General features: G+C 63.9%; 21 protein-coding genes and 1 tRNA gene. 6 read left to right on the forward strand and 16 right to left on the reverse strand.

Annotated elements, in window-relative coordinates:
• Positions 1-33: 33 nt before the first annotated feature.
• Entirely contained in the window at positions 34-696 is a 663-nt protein-coding gene (gene yrfG / locus ACTYOL_RS01470) for a GMP/IMP nucleotidase (protein WP_065864469.1), read from the reverse strand.
• A gap of 65 nt (positions 697-761) precedes the next feature.
• On the opposite strand from yrfG, the gene nudE reads away from it, so the two are divergent.
• Both nudE and cysQ read left to right on the forward strand, forming a co-directional pair.
• Complete coding sequence (gene nudE, locus ACTYOL_RS01475) at positions 762-1,328, forward strand: ADP compounds hydrolase NudE (RefSeq protein ID WP_153772464.1); 567 nt, start codon at positions 762-764, stop codon at positions 1,326-1,328.
• Positions 1,325-2,152 carry a 3'(2'),5'-bisphosphate nucleotidase CysQ gene (gene cysQ / locus ACTYOL_RS01480; protein WP_444757445.1) on the forward strand — a complete coding sequence of 276 codons (828 nt, stop codon included), beginning with the start codon at positions 1,325-1,327 and terminating at the stop codon, positions 2,150-2,152. The genes nudE and cysQ overlap by 4 nt, the downstream gene beginning before the upstream one ends.
• Positions 2,153-2,181: 29 nt before the next feature.
• On the opposite strand, the gene ACTYOL_RS01485 is transcribed toward cysQ, so the two are convergent.
• From ACTYOL_RS01485 to ACTYOL_RS01545, 13 genes are all read right to left on the reverse strand, one after another.
• Positions 2,182-2,637 (reverse strand): thioesterase domain-containing protein, encoded by a 456-nt coding sequence (locus ACTYOL_RS01485; protein ID WP_197889759.1) that lies wholly within the window; start codon positions 2,635-2,637, stop codon positions 2,182-2,184.
• Positions 2,634-4,037, reverse strand: coding sequence for a sigma-54-dependent transcriptional regulator (locus ACTYOL_RS01490; RefSeq protein WP_197889760.1), 1,404 nt, complete (start codon positions 4,035-4,037; stop codon positions 2,634-2,636). Before ACTYOL_RS01490 ends, ACTYOL_RS01485 begins: the two co-directional genes overlap by 4 nt.
• Positions 4,034-5,848 carry a sensor histidine kinase gene (locus tag ACTYOL_RS01495; protein ID WP_054891730.1) on the reverse strand — a complete coding sequence of 605 codons (1,815 nt, stop codon included), beginning with the start codon at positions 5,846-5,848 and terminating at the stop codon, positions 4,034-4,036. The genes ACTYOL_RS01490 and ACTYOL_RS01495 overlap by 4 nt, the downstream gene beginning before the upstream one ends.
• A 37-nt stretch (positions 5,849-5,885) precedes the next feature.
• Positions 5,886-6,746 carry a dTDP-4-dehydrorhamnose reductase gene (gene rfbD / locus ACTYOL_RS01500; RefSeq protein ID WP_200603114.1) on the reverse strand — a complete coding sequence of 287 codons (861 nt, stop codon included), beginning with the start codon at positions 6,744-6,746 and terminating at the stop codon, positions 5,886-5,888.
• The gene (rfbC, locus tag ACTYOL_RS01505; protein WP_444757446.1) at positions 6,743-7,288 is read right to left on the reverse strand and encodes a dTDP-4-dehydrorhamnose 3,5-epimerase; all 546 of its coding nucleotides are present in this window, start codon (positions 7,286-7,288) and stop codon (positions 6,743-6,745) included. Before rfbC ends, rfbD begins: the two co-directional genes overlap by 4 nt.
• A complete protein-coding gene (gene rfbA / locus ACTYOL_RS01510) occupies positions 7,285-8,160 on the reverse strand; it encodes a glucose-1-phosphate thymidylyltransferase RfbA (protein WP_125930980.1) in 876 nt (291 codons plus the stop codon). The genes rfbC and rfbA overlap by 4 nt, the downstream gene beginning before the upstream one ends.
• The gene (rfbB, locus tag ACTYOL_RS01515) at positions 8,157-9,239 is read right to left on the reverse strand and encodes a dTDP-glucose 4,6-dehydratase (RefSeq protein WP_444757447.1); all 1,083 of its coding nucleotides are present in this window, start codon (positions 9,237-9,239) and stop codon (positions 8,157-8,159) included. The genes rfbA and rfbB overlap by 4 nt, the downstream gene beginning before the upstream one ends.
• A gap of 62 nt (positions 9,240-9,301) precedes the next feature.
• A complete protein-coding gene (gene rffA, locus ACTYOL_RS01520) occupies positions 9,302-10,447 on the reverse strand; it encodes a dTDP-4-amino-4,6-dideoxygalactose transaminase (protein ID WP_153772458.1) in 1,146 nt (381 codons plus the stop codon).
• Positions 10,444-11,163 (reverse strand): metallophosphoesterase family protein, encoded by a 720-nt coding sequence (locus tag ACTYOL_RS01525; protein WP_153772457.1) that lies wholly within the window; start codon positions 11,161-11,163, stop codon positions 10,444-10,446. The genes rffA and ACTYOL_RS01525 overlap by 4 nt, the downstream gene beginning before the upstream one ends.
• Positions 11,144-12,121 carry an ATP-grasp domain-containing protein gene (locus ACTYOL_RS01530; RefSeq protein WP_197889764.1) on the reverse strand — a complete coding sequence of 326 codons (978 nt, stop codon included), beginning with the start codon at positions 12,119-12,121 and terminating at the stop codon, positions 11,144-11,146. The genes ACTYOL_RS01525 and ACTYOL_RS01530 overlap by 20 nt, the downstream gene beginning before the upstream one ends.
• The gene (locus ACTYOL_RS01535; RefSeq protein WP_444757448.1) at positions 12,118-12,969 is read right to left on the reverse strand and encodes an NAD-dependent epimerase/dehydratase family protein; all 852 of its coding nucleotides are present in this window, start codon (positions 12,967-12,969) and stop codon (positions 12,118-12,120) included. Before ACTYOL_RS01535 ends, ACTYOL_RS01530 begins: the two co-directional genes overlap by 4 nt.
• Positions 12,966-13,694, reverse strand: a complete 729-nt coding sequence (locus ACTYOL_RS01540; protein WP_444757449.1) for a class I SAM-dependent methyltransferase — start codon at positions 13,692-13,694, stop codon at positions 12,966-12,968. Before ACTYOL_RS01540 ends, ACTYOL_RS01535 begins: the two co-directional genes overlap by 4 nt.
• Entirely contained in the window at positions 13,691-14,437 is a 747-nt protein-coding gene (locus ACTYOL_RS01545; RefSeq protein WP_200603112.1) for a WbqC family protein, read from the reverse strand. Before ACTYOL_RS01545 ends, ACTYOL_RS01540 begins: the two co-directional genes overlap by 4 nt.
• 277 nt (positions 14,438-14,714) lie before the next feature.
• On the opposite strand from ACTYOL_RS01545, the gene ACTYOL_RS01550 reads away from it, so the two are divergent.
• The 3 genes from ACTYOL_RS01550 to ACTYOL_RS01560 all read left to right on the forward strand — a co-directional run bounded on the left by ACTYOL_RS01550 (position 14,715) and on the right by ACTYOL_RS01560 (position 19,344).
• A complete protein-coding gene (locus ACTYOL_RS01550; RefSeq protein ID WP_444757450.1) occupies positions 14,715-17,615 on the forward strand; it encodes an aminotransferase in 2,901 nt (966 codons plus the stop codon).
• A 240-nt stretch (positions 17,616-17,855) separates the two neighbouring features.
• Positions 17,856-18,962 carry an agmatine deiminase gene (gene aguA / locus ACTYOL_RS01555; protein ID WP_054891700.1) on the forward strand — a complete coding sequence of 369 codons (1,107 nt, stop codon included), beginning with the start codon at positions 17,856-17,858 and terminating at the stop codon, positions 18,960-18,962.
• A gap of 184 nt (positions 18,963-19,146) precedes the next feature.
• On the forward strand, positions 19,147-19,344 hold the full coding sequence (locus ACTYOL_RS01560) for a hypothetical protein (RefSeq protein ID WP_054891701.1): 198 nt from the start codon (positions 19,147-19,149) through the stop codon (positions 19,342-19,344).
• 54 nt (positions 19,345-19,398) lie between these two features.
• On the opposite strand, the gene ppk2 is transcribed toward ACTYOL_RS01560, so the two are convergent.
• Positions 19,399-20,382, reverse strand: coding sequence for a polyphosphate kinase 2 (gene ppk2 / locus ACTYOL_RS01565; RefSeq protein ID WP_234465118.1), 984 nt, complete (start codon positions 20,380-20,382; stop codon positions 19,399-19,401).
• A gap of 190 nt (positions 20,383-20,572) precedes the next feature.
• Here ppk2 and ACTYOL_RS01570 point away from each other — a divergent pair, with 190 nt between their 5' ends.
• Complete coding sequence (locus ACTYOL_RS01570) at positions 20,573-20,785, forward strand: hypothetical protein (RefSeq protein ID WP_151925521.1); 213 nt, start codon at positions 20,573-20,575, stop codon at positions 20,783-20,785.
• A 71-nt stretch (positions 20,786-20,856) separates the two neighbouring features.
• Here the strand turns inward: ACTYOL_RS01570 and ACTYOL_RS01575 are convergent.
• A tRNA-Phe gene (locus tag ACTYOL_RS01575) sits at positions 20,857-20,932 on the reverse strand.
• Positions 20,933-20,998: the final 66 nt, after the last annotated feature.

Here is a 20,998-nt window from a genome sequence, read left to right on the forward strand (position 1 = left end):
CGCTCATCGCGGGCTTGTCCCGCGATGAGGCCCTCAAAGCCCCAGCAACAACTCCCGGTAATCCTCGACCGCCGCAAATTCCTGCGTATCGCGCACATCCGCCCGGCTATCGGGCTGGCGCACTGCCAGCAGATGCCTCACCCCGAACCGCTGCGCACTGCGCAGGATCGCCAGGGTGTCGTCGATGAACAGGCTGCGCGCGGGCTCGAAGCCGATATCGGCGCGCAGGGCATCCCAGAACTGCGGGCTCTCTTTCGGGTAGCCGTAGTCGTGCGAGCTGATCAGCCGTTCGAAATACGGCGCAAGCTGCACCTTCTCGAGCTTCAGCGACAGTGAGTCGCGGTGGGCGTTGGTAATCATCACCACGCGCTTGCCAGCCTTGCCGATGGCGGCAAGAAAGGTGTCGGCGTCTGGGCGCAGGGCAATCAGGTCGGCGATCTCGCGCTTGAGTTCGCGGATCGGCAGGCGCAGTTCGCGGCTCCAGAAGTCCAGGCAATACCAGTTCAGGGTGCCGGCATGGCGCTCGAACAGCGGTCGCAACTCCAGCTCGGCCATCGCGCGGCTTACGCCATGCAGCTCGGCGTAGCGCTGGGGCAGGTGTTCGAGCCAGAAGCGGTTGTCGTAGTGCAGGTCGAGCAGGGTGCCGTCCATGTCCAGCAGGACGGTATCGATGGTGGACCAGGGCAGAACAGGCATTGGAAATTCTCGATCGGTCGGCAAGCCACGGTATAGTAACCCGTTCACGCCAAGGAGCCGCACCCATGCGCCAGAAACCCACTGTCCTCAGTCGCGAGATCGTCGCCAGCAGCCGCCTGTTCCGGGTCGAAGCGGTGCAGTTGCGCTTCTCCAATGGCAACGAGCGCACCTACGAGCGCCTGGTCGGTCGAGGCAACGGTTATGGGGCGGTGATGATCGTGGCCATGCTCGACGCCGAGCATGCGGTGCTGGTCGAGGAGTACTGCGGCGGCACCGACGAATACGAGCTGTCGCTGCCCAAGGGCCTGATCGAGCCGGGCGAGGACGTGCTGGCTGCCGCTGACCGTGAGCTCAAGGAAGAAGCCGGTTTCGGTGCCCGGCAACTGGAGCACCTCACCGAACTGTCACTGTCGCCCGGCTACATGAGCCAGAAGATCCAGGTGGTGTTGGCCACTGACCTTTACGAAGAGCGCCTGGAAGGCGACGAGCCCGAGCCGATGCGCGTCGACAAGGTCAACCTGCGTGAGCTCTCGGCCCTGGCCATGCACCCGCAGTTCAGCGAAGGGCGAGCGCTGGCAGCGTTGTACCTGGCCCGTGACCTGCTGATCCAGCGGGGGCTGCTGAGCGCATGAACGACCTGCAACTGATGCACGAAGTCGTGAAGCTGGCGCAACTGGCGGGCGAGGCGATCCTGCCGTTCTGGCGCTCTGGCGTCGCAGTCACCAACAAGGCCGATGACTCGCCGGTGACCGCCGCCGACCTGGCCGCCCACCGGATCATCGCCGACGGCCTGCAGGTGCTGGCACCGCAGATTCCGGTGTTGTCCGAGGAAGACTGCAACATTCCGCTGGCCACCCGCGAGGGTTGGTCGCGTTGGTGGCTGGTCGATCCGCTTGATGGCACCAAGGAGTTCATCGCCGGCAGCGAGGAATTCACCGTCAACATTGCCCTGATCGAGCGCGGCGAGGTGGTGTTTGGCGTGGTGTCGATGCCGACCAATGGTCGCTGTTACTTCGGTGGTCGTGATCTGGGAGCATGGCGTGCAGAGCCACAGGCAGAGCCCCAGCCGATTCACGTGCGCAACGCGCCACCTGCCGATGGCCGTTTCACCGTGGTTGCCAGCCGCCGCCATACCAGCCCCGAGCAGGAAGCCTTGCTGGCTGGGCTCGGTGCCGAGGTTGGCGCGTTGGAACTGGCCAATATCGGCAGCTCGCTGAAGTTCTGCTTGCTGGCCGAGGGCGCTGCCGATTTCTACCCGCGCCTGGCGCCGACCTCGCAGTGGGATACCGCGGCGGCGCAAGGGGTAGTCGAAGGCGCAGGGGGCGAGGTGATCGGGCTGGATGGCCAGGCGTTCCGCTACCCGGCGCGGGAGTCGCTGCTCAATCCGTTCTTCCTGGCGCTGCCGGCCAAGGCGCCATGGCGGCAAAAAGTCATTGCAGCGGCTATCGGGCAGTAATTACCGAAGCCGCCTCGCTCCTCGCCTTATCAGCGGTGCAGCACATACTGCCCGCTGAATCTCACTGCAGCCTCTTCACTCCCCGCATTGCTCACCACCGTCTCCAGGGTCAGGCGCGCCCGGCCGCGGCGCTGGTACATCGTCAGGAAGCGCTCCCAGGCCTTTTCGTCCGGTGCCGGGCAGCGTGCTACCGCTACACCGGTCACCGGCAACGGGTAGCTGATCTGCCCCTCCTGAATGACGATATGCCCGTCATCGATCCCCAGCTCGCGCAGACGCAGGTGCAGCCAGCCCCAGCCGACCAGTACGGCGGCGCAGTAGAGGCTGCCGCCGAACATGGTGCTCTTGTGGTTGACGTTGGGCGCCAGCGGCAATTGCAGACGCAGGCACTGCTCGTGCCAGTCGATGACTTGCATGCCCATTTCTCGTGTCAGCGGTATATCGCTGTGCAGGACTGCCTGCAGGTACTGGCTGTCGGTGGTCATGGCCGCGGCTCCTCGTGATCGTCATGGCTGATGCCGTCGGCGAAGCTCAGACCGTGCTTGCGCAGTTTGTCGTGCAACGTTTTACGCGGGATGCCGAGGGCCTCGGCCAGGCTGCGCATGGAGCTGTGCGGCTGGTTCAGCTCGGCGGCGATCAGCGAACGTTCGAACTGCTCGACCTGCTCGCTGAGGTTGCCGACACGTGCCGGTTCGGCGCTGTCGGTGGCAGAGGGCGCCTGGCCGTCCAGGGCCAGCTCCAGGCCAAGGGCGAAGCGCTCTGCCGCGTTCTGCAGTTCGCGTACGTTGCCTGGCCATTCGTGACGCAACAGCATCGCCCGCTGCGCCGGTTGCAGGGTATGCGGTGCCAGGCCGTGACGTTGGCTGGCGGCATCGGCGAAGTGCTGGAACAGCACCAGGATGTCGTCACCGCGTTCGCGCAGCGCCGGGATGCGCAGCGGTGCGACGTTCAGGCGGTAGTAGAGGTCGGCGCGGAAACGCCCTTGATCGGCCGACTGACGCAGGTCTTCCTTGGTCGCGGCGATCACGCGGATGTCCAGCGGTATCAGTTGGTTGCCGCCCAGGCGCTCGACCACGCGCTCCTGCAGCAGGCGCAGCAGCTTGACCTGCACGTCCAGGCTCATGCTCTCGATTTCGTCGAGGAACAGCGTGCCACCGTTGGCGAACTCGAACTTGCCGATACGGCGCTTCTGCGCGCCGGTGAAGGCGCCGGGTTCGTGGCCGAACAGCTCGCTCTCGACCACTGACTCGGCCAGGGCGCCGGCGTTGATGGCCACGAACGGGCCGTCGCGGCGGCTCGACAGGTCGTGCAGGGCACGCGCGACCACCTCCTTGCCAGCGCCGGTTTCGCCGAGGATCAGCACGTCGGCACGGGTGCCTGCCAAGGCGCCGATCTGTTCGCGCAGGCGCTGCATCAAGGGTGAATGGCCGACCAACCGTGTCGACAACTGCTGGCGATCGCTCAGGGCCAGGCGCAGGCTGCGGTTGTCCAGCACCAGGCGCCGCAGCGCCAAGGCCCGACGCACGCTGTCGAGCAGGGCATCGCTGGCGAAGGGTTTCTCCAGGAAGTCATAGGCCCCGGCACGCATCGCCTGGACTGCCAGCGGCACATCGCCGTGGCCGGTGATCAGCAACACAGGCAGTTCGCTGTCGCGTGTGTGCAATTGCTCCAGCAGTTGCAGGCCGTCGATACCGGGCATGCGGATATCGCTGACCACCACGCCAGGCCAGTCGGGCTCGATGCGCTCGGCCAGGCCCTGGGCGTCGGCCAGGGCGGCAACCTTGAGGCCTGCCAGGTCCAGGGTCTGGCTCAGGGCCTGGCGCAGGTGCGGATCGTCATCGACCAGGATGACCTGGGTTTGACTGTCGATCAGTGTCTCGGTCATGCCGAGGAATCCTCCGAAGGTTTCAGGTTGGCGCCGGGGGCTGCGATGCGCAGTTGCAGGGTGAGCAGGGCGCCCCCTTCCGGGTGGTTGCCCATCAGCAACTCGCCACCGAGCGCACGCATCAGGCTTTCGCAGATCGCCAGGCCCAGGCCAAGACCCTGGGTACGGGTCTTGGTGGTGAAGAAGGGTTCCTTGGCATGCTCCAGCGCTTGCCGGGTAAAGCCCGGGCCGTTGTCGCGAATGTACAGGTAGACGCAGTCGTCGCGCGTCTCGGCACTCAGCCAGAGGCGGCGTGGGTTGGCTTTTTCGGTGAGGGCGTCAAGGGCGTTGGCCAGCAGGTTGCCGAGCACTTGGCGCAGGCGGGTTTCACCGGCCTGGACCCACAGGGTGGCGTCCGGCAGATCGCGGATCAGTTCCACCGCCATCGCCCGACGACGCTTGGCCAGCAAGGCCAGGGCATCGTCCAGCGCCGGTTGCAGGGCCACGCTTTCCGGGGCATGCCGGTCGCGGCGGGCAAAGGCGCGCAGGTGGGCGATGATCGAGGCCATGCGTCCGGTCAGTTCGCCGATCAGCTTGAGGTTGCCACGGGCATCCTCGGTGCGCTGGTGATCGAGCAGGATCTCGGCGTTCTCGGCGTAGCTGCGGATCGCCGCCAGCGGTTGGTTGAGTTCGTGGCTGATGCTCGCCGACATGGTGCCAAGCACCGACAGCTTGCCGGCCTGGACCAGCTCGTCCTGGGCGCGTACCAGTTCCTGCTGTGCCTGCTCGCGCTCCAGCACTTCGTTCTTCAGGCGGTTGTTCAGCCATTCGAGGTCGGCGGTGCGCGCCACCACGCGGTTTTCCAGTTCCTGGCGGCCACGGGCCTCCAGTTCGATGCGGTCCATGTAGTGGCGGCGGCGCTGCATCACCAGCCCGGCCAGGAGCATGGTCACCAGCAACGCGCCGGCGCCGATGGCCATGACGGTCTGCACCGAGCGATCGACCAGGATACGCGGCGCAAGGATGCTCACCTGCCAGCCGGTCTCCTTGATATCGCGGGTCTGGGTCAGCCAGGCCTCGGGCTCCAGGCGCAGTGGTTGCGGGGCCTGGGTTGGGTAAGGCTGGATTGCGATCATCGCCTTGCGTTCTGCTTCGCTCAGTACACGGGTGGCGCGGAAACGCCACTCCGGGCGCGAGGTGAGCACCACCACGCCGTACTGGTCGGTCAGCAGCAATTGTTCCGGGGTGCGTCCCCAGAGGGTTTCGGTGTGGTCGAGGTCGACCTTGACCACCAGCACGCCGATCACTCGTTCACCGTCACGCACCGCGGCTGCGAAGAAGTAGCCGCGCTTGGCCGAGGTGGTGCCCTGGCCGAAGAAGCGGCCCAGGCGCCCTTCCATCGCTTCGATGAAGTACGGGCGGAAGGCGAAGTTGCGGCCGACGAAGCTGTCGCGCTTGTCCCAGTTGGAGGCCGCCAGGGTGTTGCCGCTGACGTCCATCAGGTACATCACTTCGGCGCCGGTCTGCTGGGTGATCTCGCGCAACAGGCGATTGGCGTTGGTCACCGCCTCCAGCCTGAACGGGTCGGCCAGCACGCCACGCAGGGCCGGCAGGTCACCGAGGATCTGCGGCAGGGTCTCGTAGCGGTGCAGGGTGCCGAGCAGGTTGGCGACATAGAGGTCGAGGGTCTGGCGGTTCTGCGAGGCCAGTTGGTCCTGGTAGTAGCGCTCGGCAAGATGATGCAGCGGCCACAGCAGCGGAGCCAGGCACAGGGCCAGCAGGGCCAGGCTGCGCCAGCGGGGTCGTTGCGAAGTGATTGAAGTCGAGGTCATCGCCAAGTGCGCCAGAATGAACTGGCGCAATTATGCGCTACTTCAGGCAGTCGATCAGCGCTTGCTGCCAATGCGGCTGGCTGACCTGCCATTCACGTGCCAGGCGTGAGCAGTCCAGGCGAGAGTTGAGCGGGCGGCGGGCCGGGGTCGGATATTCGCTGCTGGGAATCGGCAGCAGTTCGGCGCAGGGCAGGTCGCGGGCCTTCAACTGCTCGGCGATGGCCTGGGCGAAGCCGAACCAGGAGGTTTCGCCCTGGGCCGTCAGGTGATAAGTGCCCCACGCACCCGCCTGGCCGGCCTGCCAGCGCTCGATCAAGGCGCGGGTACTCGCGGCGATCGTCCCGGCCCAGGTCGGTGCGCCGATCTGGTCGTCGACCACCTTCAATTGCGGGCGCTCCTGCAGCAGGCGTTGCATGGTCAGCAGGAAGTTGCGCCCATGCAGCGAATACACCCAGCTGGTACGCAGAATCAGGTGCTCGGCGCCGACCGCAGCAATCGCCTGCTCGCCTGCGAGTTTGCTCTGGCCGTAGACGCCCAGCGGATGCACCGGGTCATCCTCGACATAAGGCGTTGTCTTGTTGCCGTCGAATACGTAGTCGGTGGAGTAGTGGATCAGCGGCGCACCCAGGCGTGCGGCTTCCTCGGCCAACACCCTCGGACCTTCGGCATTGATCGCGTGAGCCAGCGACGCTTCGCTTTCGGCCTGGTCTACCGCAGTGTGCGCCGCGGCGTTGATGATCAGGTCCGGGGCGAGCTGGCGCAGAGGCTCACGCACGGCTTCGGGGTGAGCCAGGTCGAGCTGGTCGCGGCCGAGCAGGTGCAGCTCGCCAAGCCCGGCCAGTGCCTGCTGAAGGGCCTGGGCGACCTGGCCGTTGCGGCCGCAGACGAGGATCTTCATGGGAACAGCTCCGCGTCCTGAAGCAGCACCCCGGCCTGGTCCTTGGCTGACAGCAGCGGTGCCGACGTCAGTTGCCAGTCGATGGCCAACTGCGGATCGTCCCAGCGAATGCAGCGTTCGGCAGCGGGGTTGTAATAGTCGGTGGTCTTGTACAGGAAATCGGCCGACTCGCTGAGTACCACGAAACCGTGGGCGAAGCCCGCAGGGATCCACATCTGGCGGTGGTTCTCGGCGGACAGGCGTGCGCTGACCCAGCGCCCGAAGGTCGGTGAGCCGCGGCGGATGTCCACGGCCACGTCCAGCACCTCGCCCAGGGTCACGCGGACCAGCTTGCCTTGCGGGTTCTGCAACTGGTAATGCAGACCGCGCAGTACGCCTTGCTGGGAGCGCGAATGATTGTCCTGAACGAACTCGGCATGGACGCCGGTGCGTTCGGCGAAGGTGCGGGCATTGAAGCTTTCGAAGAAGAAACCACGACTGTCACCGAATACCTTGGGCTCGATGATGAGGACTTCGGGGATTGCGGTATTGATGACGTTCATGGCGTTTCTTCAGCCAGTTTGCTCAGGTATTGGCCGTAGCCGGTTTTTTTAAGTTCGTTGGCCTTGGCCAGCAGCCTTTCCCGGCAGATCCAGCCCTTCTGATAGGCGATTTCTTCCAGGCATGCCACTTTCAAACCCTGGCGGTGCTCGATGGTCTGCACGTACTGGGAAGCCTCCAGCAGGCTGTCGTGGGTGCCGGTATCGAGCCAGGCGAATCCGCGACCGAAGCGTTCGACCCTCAAGTCGCCGCGCTTGAGATAGGCGTTGGTGATGTCGGTGATTTCCAGTTCGCCCCGAGGCGAAGGGCGTACACCCTTGGCGATCTCGACCACATCGTTGTCGTAGAAATACAGGCCGGTCACCGCGTAGCTGGAGCGCGGCGCGACCGGCTTTTCCTCGATGGACAGGGCATTGCCCTGCGCGTCGAACTCGACCACGCCGAAGCGCTCCGGATCCTTGACCAGGTAGCCGAATACCGTCGCACCGGAGGGGCGGTTGACCGCACGCAGCAACTGTTCGCTGAAGCCTTGGCCATGGAAGATGTTGTCGCCGAGGATCAGGCACACCGAATCGTCGCCGATGAAGTCTTCGCCAATCAGGAAGGCCTGGGCCAGGCCATCAGGCGAGGGCTGCTCGGCGTAGCTGAGGTTGATGCCGAACTGGCTGCCGTCGCCGAACAGCTGGCGGTACTGCGGCAAGTCCTGAGGTGTGGAGATGAGCAGGATGTCGCGGATGCCGGCAAGCATCAACACCGAGATCGGGTAGTAGATCATCGGTTTGTCGTAGATCGGCAGCAGCTGTTTCGACACGCCGAGGGTGATGGGGTGCAGGCGTGTACCGGAGCCTCCGGCGAGGACGATGCCCTTGGTCATGCGATCAGGTCCTTGAAGTCGGAATTGCCCAGGCGCTCACCCTGATAGCTGCCATCCTGGACGTGGCGGCACCATTCCAGGTTGTCGAGGTACCACTGCACGGTCTTGCGCAGACCGGACTCGAAGGTCTCCTCCGGCACCCAGCCCAGCTCGCGCTCGATCTTGCCCGCGTCGATGGCGTAGCGCAGGTCGTGGCCGGGGCGGTCCTGGACGAAGGTGATGAGGTCACTGAAGTGGACGATGTTGGCGGGCCGCTGGGGCGCGAGTTCTTCGAGCAGATTGCAGAGCGCGTGTACTACATCGAGGTTCTTCTGTTCGTTGTGCCCGCCGATGTTGTAGGTCTCGCCGACCTTGCCTGCGGTCACCACCCTGAGCAGCGCGCGGGCATGGTCCTCGACGAACAGCCAGTCACGCACTTGCTGGCCGTTGCCGTACACCGGTAGTGGCTTGCCGGCGAGGGCGTTGAGGATCATCAACGGGATGAGTTTCTCGGGGAAGTGATATGGGCCGTAATTGTTCGAGCAGTTGGTGATCAGCACCGGCAGGCCGTAGGTACGATGCCAGGCGCGGACAAGATGGTCGGATGCCGCCTTGCTGGCCGAGTAGGGCGAGCTTGGGGCATAGGGCGTGGTTTCGCGGAACAGGTCGTCCGCACCGTGCAGATCGCCGTACACCTCGTCGGTGGAGATGTGGTGAAAGCGGAACGCGGCGCGTGCCTCTTCCGGCTGGCGACTCCACCACGCGCGAGTGGCCTCCAGCAAGGTATAGGTGCCGATGATGTTGGTCTGGATGAATGCTGCCGGCCCGTCGATGGAGCGATCGACGTGCGACTCGGCGGCCAGGTGCATGATCGCATCAGGCTGAAAACGTTCGAGGACAGCGCTGACGGTCTCCTGATCCACGATATCGGCCTGTACGAACTCATAGCGGCTGTTATCGGCGATACCGCGCAGCGACTCGAGGTTGCCGGCGTAGGTCAATTTGTCGAGGTTCAGCACTTCGTTGTCGGTATGGCCGATCAAGTAGCGGATCAGCGCCGAACCGATGAAGCCGGCACCGCCGGTAATGAGAATACGCATGGGGTGTGACTATCCTGCTGGTGGTAGTGGCATTGTGCTGCAGGCGCGCAACAGCCGTTGTTTCAACGGCGCGCGAGCGCGGTACTCAAGGCTGAAATCACCCTGTCCTGACGTTCATCGCCCAGGCCGCACCACAGCGGCAGGCGTACCAGGCGGTCTGACAGTTCGTCGGTGAGCTGCATCGAGCCATGTGCACGTCCGTAGCGCTCGCCGGCGGGCGAGGAATGCAGTGGCACATAGTGGAACACGGGATACACCTCTTCGTCTCGCATCCTCTGCAACACGGCCTGACGGTCAATGCCCGGGGCGAGCAGCACATAGTACATATGGGCGTTGTGCTGGCAGTCCTGCGGGATGATCGGCCTGCGCAGCAGCCCGTCCGCCTCGAGGCCAACGAGGGCGTGGTGATAGCGCGCCCAGGTAGCCAGGCGGCTGTTGGTGATCGCTTCGGCTTCCTGCAACTGTGCCCAGAGGAAGGCGGCGGTCAGCTCGCCGGGCAGGAACGACGATCCGACCTCCTGCCAGGTGTACTTGTCGACCTGGCCGCGGAAGAAGCGACTGCGATCGGTACCCTTCTCGCGGATGATTTCCGCGCGCATCACCAGCTCTGGATCGTTGGCCAGCAGGGCTCCGCCCTCGCCGCTGATGACGTTCTTGGTTTCATGGAAGCTGAACGCTCCCAGATCACCAATGCTGCCCAGCGCACGCCCCTTGTAGCTGGACATGACGCCTTGCGCGGCATCCTCCACCACCTTCAGGCCGTGCCTGTGGGCGATGGCCAGGATGCTGTCCATCTCGCAGGCGACGCCAGCGTAGTGGACCACGGCGATGGCCTTGGTGCGTGGGGTGATGGCAGCTTCGATCAGGCGTTCGTCGAGGTTGAGCGTGTCTTCGCGGATATCGACGAACACCGGCACCGCGCCGCGCAGGACGAAAGCATTGGCGGTGGAGACGAAGGTGTAGGACGGCATGATCACTTCATCGCCGGGCTGGAGGTCGAGCAGCAGCGCGCACATCTCCAGCGCTGCGGTGCAGGAATGGGTCAGCAGCGCCTTGCTGCTGCCGGTACGCTCCTCGAGCCAGGCATGGCAGCGCTTGGTGAACGGTCCGTCACCGGCAAGCATCTGGCCCAGGTTGGCCTCGGCAATGTGGTGGAACTCCTTGCCGGTCATGTAGGGGCGGTTGAAGGGGATCTTTTCCAGGCTCATGGGCGGTTTCCTGCAGAGTTCGCGGGCGGAAGGTCGCTGCGGATCGCGCTGACGCGCCCGCCGATCTGCGTGCCCTTGGCAAGGTTCTCATAGAAATAGTCGGTGAAGCCTGCGTGTGCCATGGCACGTTGCGCGGCCTCGATGTCATAGGCGATGCGGTAGAGCGCGAAGCGTTGGCCGTCCCATGTGGCGAAGGCCGCTCGAGGGTCGCCGTCGCGGGGCTGGCCGACCGAGCCGGGGTTGCACCAGGTCTTGTCGCGGCCCTGCCAGAGGAACTGCACATGGCTGTGGCCGGAGACGAAGAAGCGCCCCGGGTGTTCAGCGAAATAGGCTTCGCTGGGCTCGAGATATTCGTCGAGTGGGTCGTTCCAGCCACCGTGGATCAACTCCAGGCCGTGCAGGCTGGCACGCTCCGGCAGGCTTTCGAGCCAGCGGCGGTTGTCGGCGCTGAGTACCTCGCGCTGATAGTCCAGGCAAGCATTGGCGCTGTTGGAGCGTGGGCAGGGCTGGTTGAGCGCGATGTAGGCATCGTGGTTGCCCATCAGCGAGAAGATCCCGCGAGCGCGCAAGGTATCGCAGCACTCGTTGACCTGGCTGTAGTAACCGGCGGTGTCGCCCAGGCAGATGATCTCGTCCACACCCATCCGATCGAGCTCGGCGAGCACGGTGGACAGTGCGGCGAAATTGCCGTGGATGTCAGAAATGATCCCGATCATGAACCACGTAGTCCTCGATGTAGCGCACAGCAAAACCTGCGCGCAGCGCTGGTTGCCGGGGCCTTTCGCCCTTGAGATACCAGGCCAGGCACATGGCGGCCTCGTTGTAGCCGAAAGCGGTGCGGATGGAACTGGTGGAAGAGATCCGGGGATTGATCTCCAGCAGCTTCCAGGTGCCGTCGTCTGCCCGGCGGAACTGCAGGTTGGTGGGCCCGACCGGTTTGAAGTGCTGGCACAGGCGCGTCACCACAGCATCCAGGCTGGCGTCGTGGCGCACTTTGGCCTTGGCTGTGGAGCCGTCAGAGGCCAGGCTGCGCTGGAAGGTGATCGCGGCGCAGATGCCGCCCTGGCCGTCACCGAACACCGCCACGGTGTACTCCTGGCTGGCGCTGCCGATGATCGGCTGGGCCATCAGCACCTCCCCGAGAAGGGGTGCCCAGGGTGTGAAATCACGCTCTTCGCGGACCCACACCAGGCCCTTGGAAGCGTAGCTGCGCCGTGGCTTGAGCAGGAACGGCAGGCCCAGCTGCTGCGAAAGCGAGGCAAAGTCGCCGGTCAGATGGCTGGGGATACGGGCGTCGTCTTCATGTGCCAGCAGGGCCTGGTCCATGGCGTATTTGTCGCGCGACAGGCTGATCAGCCGGGCATCGTTGAGCACAATCCGGCAGCCGGTGGCAGCCAGTGCGTCACGGTGTTCGTCGAGCCAGTGCACATCCTGTTCGATACCGGGAATCAGCAGATCGACCCGGTACTGCTCGATCATCCGCAGCAGCCAGTCCTGATACCTGGGGTCGGCGGTCAACGGGGCCTGTTCGAAGTGGTCACACCAGGCCTGGCCTACCGCATCGTCGTAGATGTCGGTGCCCAGCAGCCTGATCGTCGGGTCGGCGGCGCGCAGCGATTTCAGCAGGCCGTAGCCCATTATCGCGCCGACGCCGGTGACCATTGCCGTGGTCATTGCTGGGCCTCCTGATGAGCCTGCATCAGTTGCAGGCCGGTACGAATGTCGGTGGCTGGCCAATAGTCGATGGCCTGGTGCAGTTGCGCATCGGCCTGCATGGCCGGCATGTCGGCGATGTCCGGCTTGTCGCGCAGGAAGTGGATGTCGGCGCTGCGGGCGCAGGCGGCAAAGGCCGCTTCGGCGATCTCCGACAGCCTGGGGCTGTGCGGGTGCACGCAGTCGAAGCGACCGACCACCGTGCGCTGCGCCACGCGTTTCACGATCTCGGCCAGGTCGTCCAGAAACAGGTAGTTGCGCTGCGCGTCGTTGTTGCCATACAGCTGCACCGTCTTGCCTGCGCGCGCCGTTTCGGCGATGAGGTACAGCAGTCCCTGGTGTTTGCGGCAGGCACCGGCTGCATCGTAGACCTGGCTGGGACGCAGGATGGTCAGGGCGATTTCGCGTTGCTTGCAGAACAGCTGTGCAAGCTCCTCGGAATGGCGCTTCGACAGCGAATAGATGTTGTAGTGAGGGTCGTCGGCGTTAAAGCCTGCGAACATCGAAGACACCAGGATCAGGTGTCGGGCGCCGCTTTGCGCAGCAAGCTCGCAAGCGCGCAGGGTACCGACCGCGTTGACCTGTTCGGCCTTGATCAGCGCTTCGCTGGAGGTTCCGCCGAAGGCGGCGGCCACCAGCACCACGGTATCGAAATGCCCGCCATCGAAGGGCGGGTTGTCTGACCGCTCCAGGTCGAACGGGAAGTCCGCTTCGCGACGCCCGGCGGTCCTGACTTCACCCAGCATGGCAAGCCGGGCGGCGATGGCCTGGCCGATGACCGAGGTGCTGCCGATCAACAGGCTTCTCATGTCGGCTCGTCCTGGGCCTCGAACATCAGGGCGCAGCAGAGCTCGGGATAGTCGATGCCGACCGTGCACATCCCTTCGATGATCTCGTTGGACAGCCCCAGCGGCTGCAGTTGCGAGGTCATCAGCGGCTTGAGGAATACCCCCTCCTTGCGCACGATGCGATAGCCGGCCTGCTCCAGCTCATCGGTCAGGCGGCTGACCGAGTAGGTGCGCTGGTGGCCCAGTTCCAGGTCACCCTGGCCCAGCTTCATCATGTCGTCGAGCTTGCCTGCCGCGTGGCCGATACGCCGGTGCAGCGACTCGCCATTGGGCACCAGGGCGAACAGTCGGCCGCCAGGCGCGAGGAAGCGACGGAAGTGCTCCAGGACCTGCTGCGGGTTGTCGACGTGTTCGAGGATGAAGCCCATCACGATCAGGTCGAAGGTCCGCTCGGTGTCGAAGTGCTCGAAATAGCTTTCGACGATCTCGACCGGGCTGTCGGGGTAGTTTTCGCGGAACTGGGCGATGACCGAGGGTGAGCCGTCGATCACCGTATGCGAGGCGAAGAAGCGCGAGAAGCGGTTGGTCGAGAAACCGTGGCCGACGCCCAATTCCAGAATCGAGTGATGTTCCTGGCATAGCTTCATGATCCGCTGGGGATACCAGTTGAGCATGATGTCGTTGTCGAAAGCGAAGCCGAAACGATCACTGTAGGCGCCGATGTAGCTGTCTAGTGCATTGCTCATGGGGAGACTCGCATGTCGGGTGCTGCGCCCGTCGGCGCGGTGGATTCAGGAGCCGGTGGTCGCACATGCTTCATGAAGCGCGGTGCGTCCGGGCCACAGTTGAACAGCAGGTCGAGGATGGTCACGCCATGGGTGAAATCACCCCACTGCTGCGGGTATTGGGGGTAGCCGCTGTAGTCGAACCAACTGACGGTGATGCCCTGTGCGGCGAACAGGCTTTCATCCAGGTAGTCGCGCGCGGCGGGGCCGGAAAGGTATTCGCTGGCACCGGCTTGCAGGCACAAGTCGACCAGGCGTTCGCTCTTGCCTTCACCCAGGCGATAGTCCCAGGAGTGGCTGATGCGTGTGCCGATGCCCAGATACCCACAGATGGCCTGCAACAGCCTGTGGTTCAGGGTGCTGAGATGGCGGTGGGCCTGTTCCATGTACAGCGGCTTGAGCCATTCGGCGATAGCCTTGAAATGCGGGGCCTTGGCGTAGTTGGCTTCCAAGGTCTTCCAGTGTTTGACCTGCCAGCGCTGGTCGTGCAGCTCGACGTCGCGGATGCGCCGGTCGATGCCCTGGCCGACAGGGACGGTCAGCCATTCCACGCCTTTGGGCGTCTTGATCTGGTTGCGGTTGCGCCAGTCGTTCTTGGTGTACTGCATGTCGTCGTAGAGGATGAACTCGTCCACGGCGGCGATCAGGTCGAAGTAGCCCTTCCAGGGGATGTAGTTCGATTGCAGGATGGCGACTTTCTTCATGACCCTGCCCCTGTGTCTGGATGACGGACTTCTGACGCAGGCAGTTGGCGCGACGATGCCACGGCGTCAAGGAGCCGGTGCGGGAGAGGCGACAACAACAGTGGTGCAGCGTGCATCGACATCGAGCTCCTGGTGGACAGCGGGCGAGGCCAGGCCTTCTGGGGCGCGGCTTTGGCAATGATCGTTGCAGATTGGCAACGACAGTCTGCGCTTCACCCCCTTGCTTCCGGGCAGTGGTAATGGCGATATAAGCAAAAAAGAGGCCGAGGTTCGCACCATGCCGTTGCACACCCTGATCCACCGCTCCAGCCTTCCACGTCCCGAGGTTTCCGAGGTGCAGGCCAGCCATGCCCTGCAGGCCTATTACGGCCTGCACGGCGCGCTGGTGCCCCTCGGTAGCCAGCAGGACGTGAACTTCCGGCTGGACAGCGAGCAGGGGCGCTTCGTCTTCAAGCTGTGCCATGGCAGCTATGCCCAGGTTGAGCTCGAAGCGCAGCATGCTGCACTGGCCTACCTGCGCGGGCAGGGTTTACCGGTGCCTGCGGTGCGCCCGGCGCTCAATGGTGAGGGGCTGCTGGCGCTGGAAATCGGCGGGCAGGCCCTGCGTGGCCGGTTGCTCGAGTACATTGAAGGCCAGCCGCTGACCCGCCTCAAGCACATGCCGGATAGGCTGATGGCCGAGCTGGGGGCGCTGTGTGCGCAACTTGGCAAGGCCCTGGCCGGTTTCGAGCACCCGGGGCTGGAGCGCACGCTGCAGTGGGACCCACGCCATGCCGAGGAGTTGATCGAGCACCTGCTGCCGGTCATCAAGGATGAGGCCCGGCGCGAGCGCGTCGAGGGTGTGGCCAGTCAGGCGCGGGCGCGTCTGCAGCCGCTGGTCGGACAGCTTCCGACGCAGGCGGTGCATCTGGACATCACCGATGACAACGTGGTCTGGGCGCTTGACGAGCATCGTCAGTGGCAGGCGCAAGGCGTTATCGACTTCGGCGACCTGTCACACACCTGGCGTATCGCCGACCTCTCGGTCACCTGCGCGGCCTTGCTGCATCATGCCGAAGGCGATCCGCTACGGATCTTGCCGGTGGTTGCGGCCTACCAGGCGGTCAATCCGCTGAGCGAAGCCGAATTGCGCGCCTTGTGGCCGCTGGTGCTCAACCGTTCCGCGGTGCTGGTGCTCAGCAGCGAGCAGCAACTCACCGTCGATCCGGACAACCAGTACACCCGCGACAACATCGCCCATGAGTGGGAAATCTTCGATACCGCCACTGCGGTGCCTGCCGCCCTGATGGAAGCGGCGATCCTGCAGGCCGCGGGCCTTGCCCCGGACACCCTGGACCTCGGCGACTGTGCAGCACTGCTGCCGAGCCTGGCCGGCCAGACCGTGCGTCGGCTCGATCTGGGGGTGCTGAGCCCGCACTGCGAGGCTGGAAACTGGCAGCAGCCTGGATTCGACCAGCACCTGTTGCTTGCCACCCCGGCTCCCGCCACCACGCTGCATGGGCAGTACCGTCTGTCGCAAACCCATTTTGACCGCCCTGACGAGCCTGCCACCTGTGCCTTGGGCGTGGAACTGAACCTGCCGGGCGGCACGGTGTTGCACGCGCCGCAAACCGGTATCTGGCTGAGCACGGGGGATGGCCGCGGGTGCCTGAGCTCCGCCGGTTGGGGGCTGTGGCTGAGCGGCCTGGAGCAGGCGCCGGAGGATGGCGAATCGGTGCGCAAGGGCCAGATGCTCGGTTCGACCTGTGGCTTCCTGAGCGTACAGCTGTGCCTGGATCCGAACATTGCGCCGCCGTTCTTTGCCAAACCGTCCCAGGCACAGGCCTGGCTGGCGCTTTGCCCGTCGCCGGCGGCACTGCTGGGCTTCGACTGCGATGCCGAGCCGCTGGTCGATGCCCAGGCCCTGCTGGCGCGGCGCGATGCCAGCTTCGCCCGCTCGCAGAAGCACTACTATGCCCAGCCGCCCCATATCGAGCGCGGCTGGCGCAACTACCTGATCGACATGCAGGGGCGTTCCTACCTGGACATGCTCAACAACGTGGCGGTGCTCGGGCATGGGCATCCGCGCATGGTCGCCGAATCGGCGCGGCAGTGGTCGCTGGTCAATACCAACTCGCGCTTCCACTACGCGGCCGTCGCCGAGTTCTCCGAGCGTCTGCTCGAATTAGCGCCGGAAGGCTTCGACCGGGTGTTCCTGGTCAACAGCGGTACCGAGGCCAACGATCTGGCGATCCGTCTGGCCTGGGCCTACAGCGGCGGGCGTGACCTGCTCAGCGTGCTGGAGGCCTATCACGGCTGGTCGGTGGCCACCGATGCTATCTCCACCTCGATCGCCGACAATCCCCAGGCTCTGGAAACCCGACCGGACTGGGTGCATCCGGTAGAGGCGCCCAATACGTTCCGCGGCCGTTACCGCGGCGCTGACAGTGCCAGTGATTACCTGCGCGATGTCGACGCCAAGCTCGCCGACCTGGATGCCCGTGGCCGCCAGCTGGCAGGGATGATCTGCGAGCCGGTGTACGGCAATGCTGGCGGTATCTCGCTGCCCCAGGGCTACCTGCGCGAGGCCTACGCCAAGGTGCGGGCACGCGGCGGCGTGTGCATCGCTGATGAGGTGCAGGTTGGTTACGGCCGCCTGGGCGAGTACTTCTGGGGCTTCGAGGAGCAGGGCGTGGTGCCGGACATCATCACCATGGCCAAGGGCATGGGTAATGGCCAGCCGCTGGGGGCGGTGATCACCCGGCGCGACATCGCCGAAGCGCTCGAGGCCGAGGGTTATTTCTTCTCCTCGGCCGGGGGCAGCCCGGTGAGCTGCCGCATCGGCATGGCGGTGCTGGATGTGATGCGCGACGAAGGGCTGTGGGATAACGCCCGCGATGTTGGCCGCCACTTCAAGGCGCGCTTGCAAGCGTTGGTCGATAAACATCCGCTTGCTGGTGCTGCCCACGGCTCGGGCTTCTACCTGGGGCTGGAACTGGTGCGTGACCGCCAGACATTGGAACCGGCCACCGAGGAGACCATGGTCCTGTGCGATCGCCTGCGCGACCTGGGGATCTTCATGCAGCCCACGGGAGACTACCTGAACATCCTCAAGATTAAGCCACCGATGTGCACCACGCGGCAGAGCGTGGACTACTTCGTCGATTGCGTGGACCGTGTGTTGGCGGAACTGAGTTGATCTAAATCGATTTATATCGATTAAATTTCTTGAAATATCTATTTTGATTTTATTTCAAGCTTTAAAAGTCGATATCTATCGGTTAGATTGGTCGTATTCGCTGGCCCTTCGCGGGCAAGCCCGCTCCCACAGGTAATTGATGCTGCCGCTGTGGGAGCGGGCTTGCCCGCGAAGAGGCCCTGACAGACACCCGCACAATCAACCCTGGCACCAGCCTGCCGGGCCATCCAGAGGCTACTCATGAAGACCCTGAACTCGACTCCCCGCGCCGACGGTTTCCACATGCCCGCCGAGTGGGCCCCGCAAACCCAGGTATGGATGGTCTGGCCGGAGCGCCCGGACAACTGGCGTCTGGGCGGCAAGCCCGCGCAGGCGGCGCACGTCACCCTGGCCAAGGCCATTGCCCGCTTCGAGCCGGTCACCGTGGCGGTATCTGCGGGCCAGTACGAAAATGCCCGCCGCCAGCTCGACCTGCCCAATATTCGCGTGGTCGAGATCAGCAACGACGACGCCTGGGTCCGCGACACTGGCCCGACCTTCGTGATCAACGATCATGGCGAAGTGCGTGGCGTGGACTGGGGCTTCAATGCCTGGGGCGGTTTCGATGGCGGCCTGTATGCGCCTTGGAACCGTGACGAGGAACTGGCCGCCAAGGTCATGGAGATGGAGCGCTGCCAGCGCTACCACACTGAAGGCTTCGTGCTCGAGGGCGGTTCGATCCACGTGGACGGCGAAGGCACCCTGATCACCACCGAAGAGTGCCTGCTCAATCGCAACCGCAACCCGCACCTCACGCGTGAGCAGATCGAAGACGTGCTGCGCGAACATCTGGCAGTCGAGACCATCGTCTGGCTGCCCGAAGGCCTGTACAACGATGAAACCGACGGCCACGTCGACAACTTCTGCTGTTACGTCAGCCCGGGCGAAGTGTTACTGGCCTGGACCGATGATTCCAACGACCCCAACTATGCGCGCTGCCACGCTGCCTACGAGGTGCTGAAAAACACCCGCGATGCCAAGGGACGCGAGTTCGTGGTGCACAAGATGCCCATTCCCGGGCCGCTGTTCGCCACCGAGGAAGAATGCGCCGGCGTCGACCAGGTCGCTGGCAGCCAGGAGCGTGACCCGTCGGTGCGCCTGGCCGGCTCCTACGTGAACTTCCTGATCGTCAACGGCGGCATCATCGCGCCGAGCTTCGACGACCCGGCAGATGCCCAGGCTAGAGCGATTCTGGCCAAGGTCTTCCCGGACCATGAAGTGGTGATGATCCCGGGTCGCGAGCTGTTGCTGGGGGGCGGCAACATCCACTGCCTCACCCAGCAGCAACCGGCACCGGTCAAGCGCTGATCGCCGAACACTCAAAGGGCCTGTCGAATGACAGGCCCTTTTGCTTCGCGCAAACGATTTATCCACGCGCTGGCACAGCTCTTGTATTGCATTTCCCTGGGGTGTTTCGGGGCGGCGGTCCACGCTGTTCTGTAACAATCCCACAGTAATTTAGCCGCTCACGGCCCCAGGGAGTACGTGTCGAATGAATGCAACAAGTGAGTCGGCTTTGTCTCCAATGGCGATCAATCACGAATCGCTCAAGGTGCTGGCGCAATGGTTGAAGCACCATGGAAACATCCGGGTCAGGAAGACCGATACGCGCCGCCTTCTGGATGGTCGTTATCCTCAAGGCCTGCTCAGTGAAGCGGAGCTCGAGGCTCTGGTTGCTGTCTGGCACTGAAGGCAAGGCATCGCATAACGAAAACGCCACCGTATCGACGGTGGCGTTTTTGTTTCAGCTGGCCAGCTCGGCAGCGTCCTCTTCCTCGAACCCGCGAGCGGCACGACCCACCAGCAGTGGATCTGGCGCGTGGGCGACGCTGTGATCCTTGCCCGGGTAATCCAGCGAGTGGAGGAAGTGGCGGATGCAGTTGAGCCGGGCGCGCTTCTTGTCGTCGGACTTGATCACTGTCCAAGGCGCATCGGCGGTGTCGGTGTGGAAAAACATCGCCTCCTTGGCGGCGGTGTAGTCGTCCCACTTGTCCAGTGACTTGATGTCGATTGGCGACAGCTTCCAGTGCTTGAGTGGGTCGTCCCGCCGGGAGATGAAGCGGCGCAGCTGTTCTTCGCGATTCACCGAGAACCAGTACTTGAACAGCAGGATGCCGCTGTTGCACAGCATCCGCTCAAGGTCAGGTGCCTGGCGCATGAACTCCAGGTACTGCAGCGGTGAGCAGAAGTCCATGACCCGCTCGACCCCGGCGCGGTTGTACCAGGAGCGGTCGAAGAACACCATTTCGCCCGCCGTAGGCAGGTGCTGGATGTAGCGCTGGAAGTACCACTGGCCCTTTTCCTGCTCGGACGGCTTCTCCAGCGCTACGATGCGAGCCCCTCGCGGATTCAGGTGCTCCATGAAGCGCTTGATGGTTCCGCCCTTGCCCGCTGCATCGCGCCCCTCGAACAGCACCACGATGCGCTGGCCGGTATCTTTCGCCCAGCTCTGCACCTTCAGCAGCTCGATCTGCAGCGCGTGCTTGGCCTTTTCGTACTCCTGGCGGCGCATGCGCGTGCGGTAGGGGTAGCTGGCCGGCAGGCGCGCGCTGGTGCTGTCTTCGTTACTGCCTTTAGGGGCGGTAGCGACTTCCAGGGCGGTAGGCTGCTGGCTGATCCGGGTGATGGACGCTTGCGGTTTGCGCTTGCGAGGGCGCGGTGTACGCAGTGGCGTAGCCGGAGCAGCTTCGACGGGGTTGGGCAGGGGGAGGGGGGAATCGTCGCTCATGGAGGTCCTTTCGGGGATCGGGTATCCATCAAGCAGTGTATGGATACTTGCCCGTCGGCCCCTTGATGCTGATCAACGCAGAGCTGATCGTGTGAACACGAAGCGTCAGCTTTCCAACTGATGCTTTGGTTGGCTGATGCGTAGCTTGGTGGCAGTCCTCGCACAACGCGGGGGTATATGGAGTGTTGAGATGAAGCATTACTTTTACGCAACCTGCACCGGCTATGGCGACGACGGCGTACAGTTCTTTCGGGGTCACGTCTTTGTCCAGGATGAACAGAAACTGCCGGGTACGGCTATCCGGCCGATGCTGGAGTCTATCGAAGGTCTGGAGCTGGTGGCGGTGTCTTACCTGGGGTGCATGAGCGAGGAGGAGTTCGGCTCTCTGTATCCGCAGGACTAGTGAGGTCGCTGGAATAAAAAGTGGCAGGCATAAAAAAACCCTGAATCTTTCGATTCAGGGTTTTAGTGTTTTGGTGCCCAGAGACGGAGTCGAACCGCCGACACGAGGATTTTCAATCCTCTGCTCTACCGACTGAGCTATCTGGGCAACGGGGCGCATTAAAAGGCTTTTTCAGGTTTGCGTCAACGACTTTTTGAAAATTTTTTAAATTAA

Source organism: Pseudomonas sp. A014, from assembly GCF_052378495.1.
Classification (GTDB): Bacteria; Pseudomonadota; Gammaproteobacteria; order Pseudomonadales; family Pseudomonadaceae; genus Aquipseudomonas; species Aquipseudomonas machongensis.

Bases quoted from the DNA above. Each gene is read 5' to 3' on its own strand.
- yrfG (WP_065864469.1), bottom strand. From the start codon at position 696: ATGCCTGTTCTGCCCTGGTCCACCATCGATACCGTCCTGCTGGACATG.
- nudE (WP_153772464.1), top strand. From the start codon at position 762: ATGCGCCAGAAACCCACTGTCCTCAGTCGCGAGATCGTCGCCAGCAGC.
- cysQ (WP_444757445.1), top strand. From the start codon at position 1,325: ATGAACGACCTGCAACTGATGCACGAAGTCGTGAAGCTGGCGCAACTG.
- ACTYOL_RS01485 (WP_197889759.1), bottom strand. From the start codon at position 2,637: ATGACCACCGACAGCCAGTACCTGCAGGCAGTCCTGCACAGCGATATA.
- ACTYOL_RS01490 (WP_197889760.1), bottom strand. From the start codon at position 4,037: ATGACCGAGACACTGATCGACAGTCAAACCCAGGTCATCCTGGTCGAT.
- ACTYOL_RS01495 (WP_054891730.1), bottom strand. From the start codon at position 5,848: ATGACCTCGACTTCAATCACTTCGCAACGACCCCGCTGGCGCAGCCTG.
- rfbD (WP_200603114.1), bottom strand. From the start codon at position 6,746: ATGAAGATCCTCGTCTGCGGCCGCAACGGCCAGGTCGCCCAGGCCCTT.
- rfbC (WP_444757446.1), bottom strand. From the start codon at position 7,288: ATGAACGTCATCAATACCGCAATCCCCGAAGTCCTCATCATCGAGCCC.
- rfbA (WP_125930980.1), bottom strand. From the start codon at position 8,160: ATGACCAAGGGCATCGTCCTCGCCGGAGGCTCCGGTACACGCCTGCAC.
- rfbB (WP_444757447.1), bottom strand. From the start codon at position 9,239: ATGCGTATTCTCATTACCGGCGGTGCCGGCTTCATCGGTTCGGCGCTG.
- rffA (WP_153772458.1), bottom strand. From the start codon at position 10,447: ATGAGCCTGGAAAAGATCCCCTTCAACCGCCCCTACATGACCGGCAAG.
- ACTYOL_RS01525 (WP_153772457.1), bottom strand. From the start codon at position 11,163: ATGATCGGGATCATTTCTGACATCCACGGCAATTTCGCCGCACTGTCC.
- ACTYOL_RS01530 (WP_197889764.1), bottom strand. From the start codon at position 12,121: ATGACCACGGCAATGGTCACCGGCGTCGGCGCGATAATGGGCTACGGC.
- ACTYOL_RS01535 (WP_444757448.1), bottom strand. From the start codon at position 12,969: ATGAGAAGCCTGTTGATCGGCAGCACCTCGGTCATCGGCCAGGCCATC.
- ACTYOL_RS01540 (WP_444757449.1), bottom strand. From the start codon at position 13,694: ATGAGCAATGCACTAGACAGCTACATCGGCGCCTACAGTGATCGTTTC.
- ACTYOL_RS01545 (WP_200603112.1), bottom strand. From the start codon at position 14,437: ATGAAGAAAGTCGCCATCCTGCAATCGAACTACATCCCCTGGAAGGGC.
- ACTYOL_RS01550 (WP_444757450.1), top strand. From the start codon at position 14,715: ATGCCGTTGCACACCCTGATCCACCGCTCCAGCCTTCCACGTCCCGAG.
- aguA (WP_054891700.1), top strand. From the start codon at position 17,856: ATGAAGACCCTGAACTCGACTCCCCGCGCCGACGGTTTCCACATGCCC.
- ACTYOL_RS01560 (WP_054891701.1), top strand. From the start codon at position 19,147: ATGAATGCAACAAGTGAGTCGGCTTTGTCTCCAATGGCGATCAATCAC.
- ppk2 (WP_234465118.1), bottom strand. From the start codon at position 20,382: ATGAGCGACGATTCCCCCCTCCCCCTGCCCAACCCCGTCGAAGCTGCT.
- ACTYOL_RS01570 (WP_151925521.1), top strand. From the start codon at position 20,573: ATGAAGCATTACTTTTACGCAACCTGCACCGGCTATGGCGACGACGGC.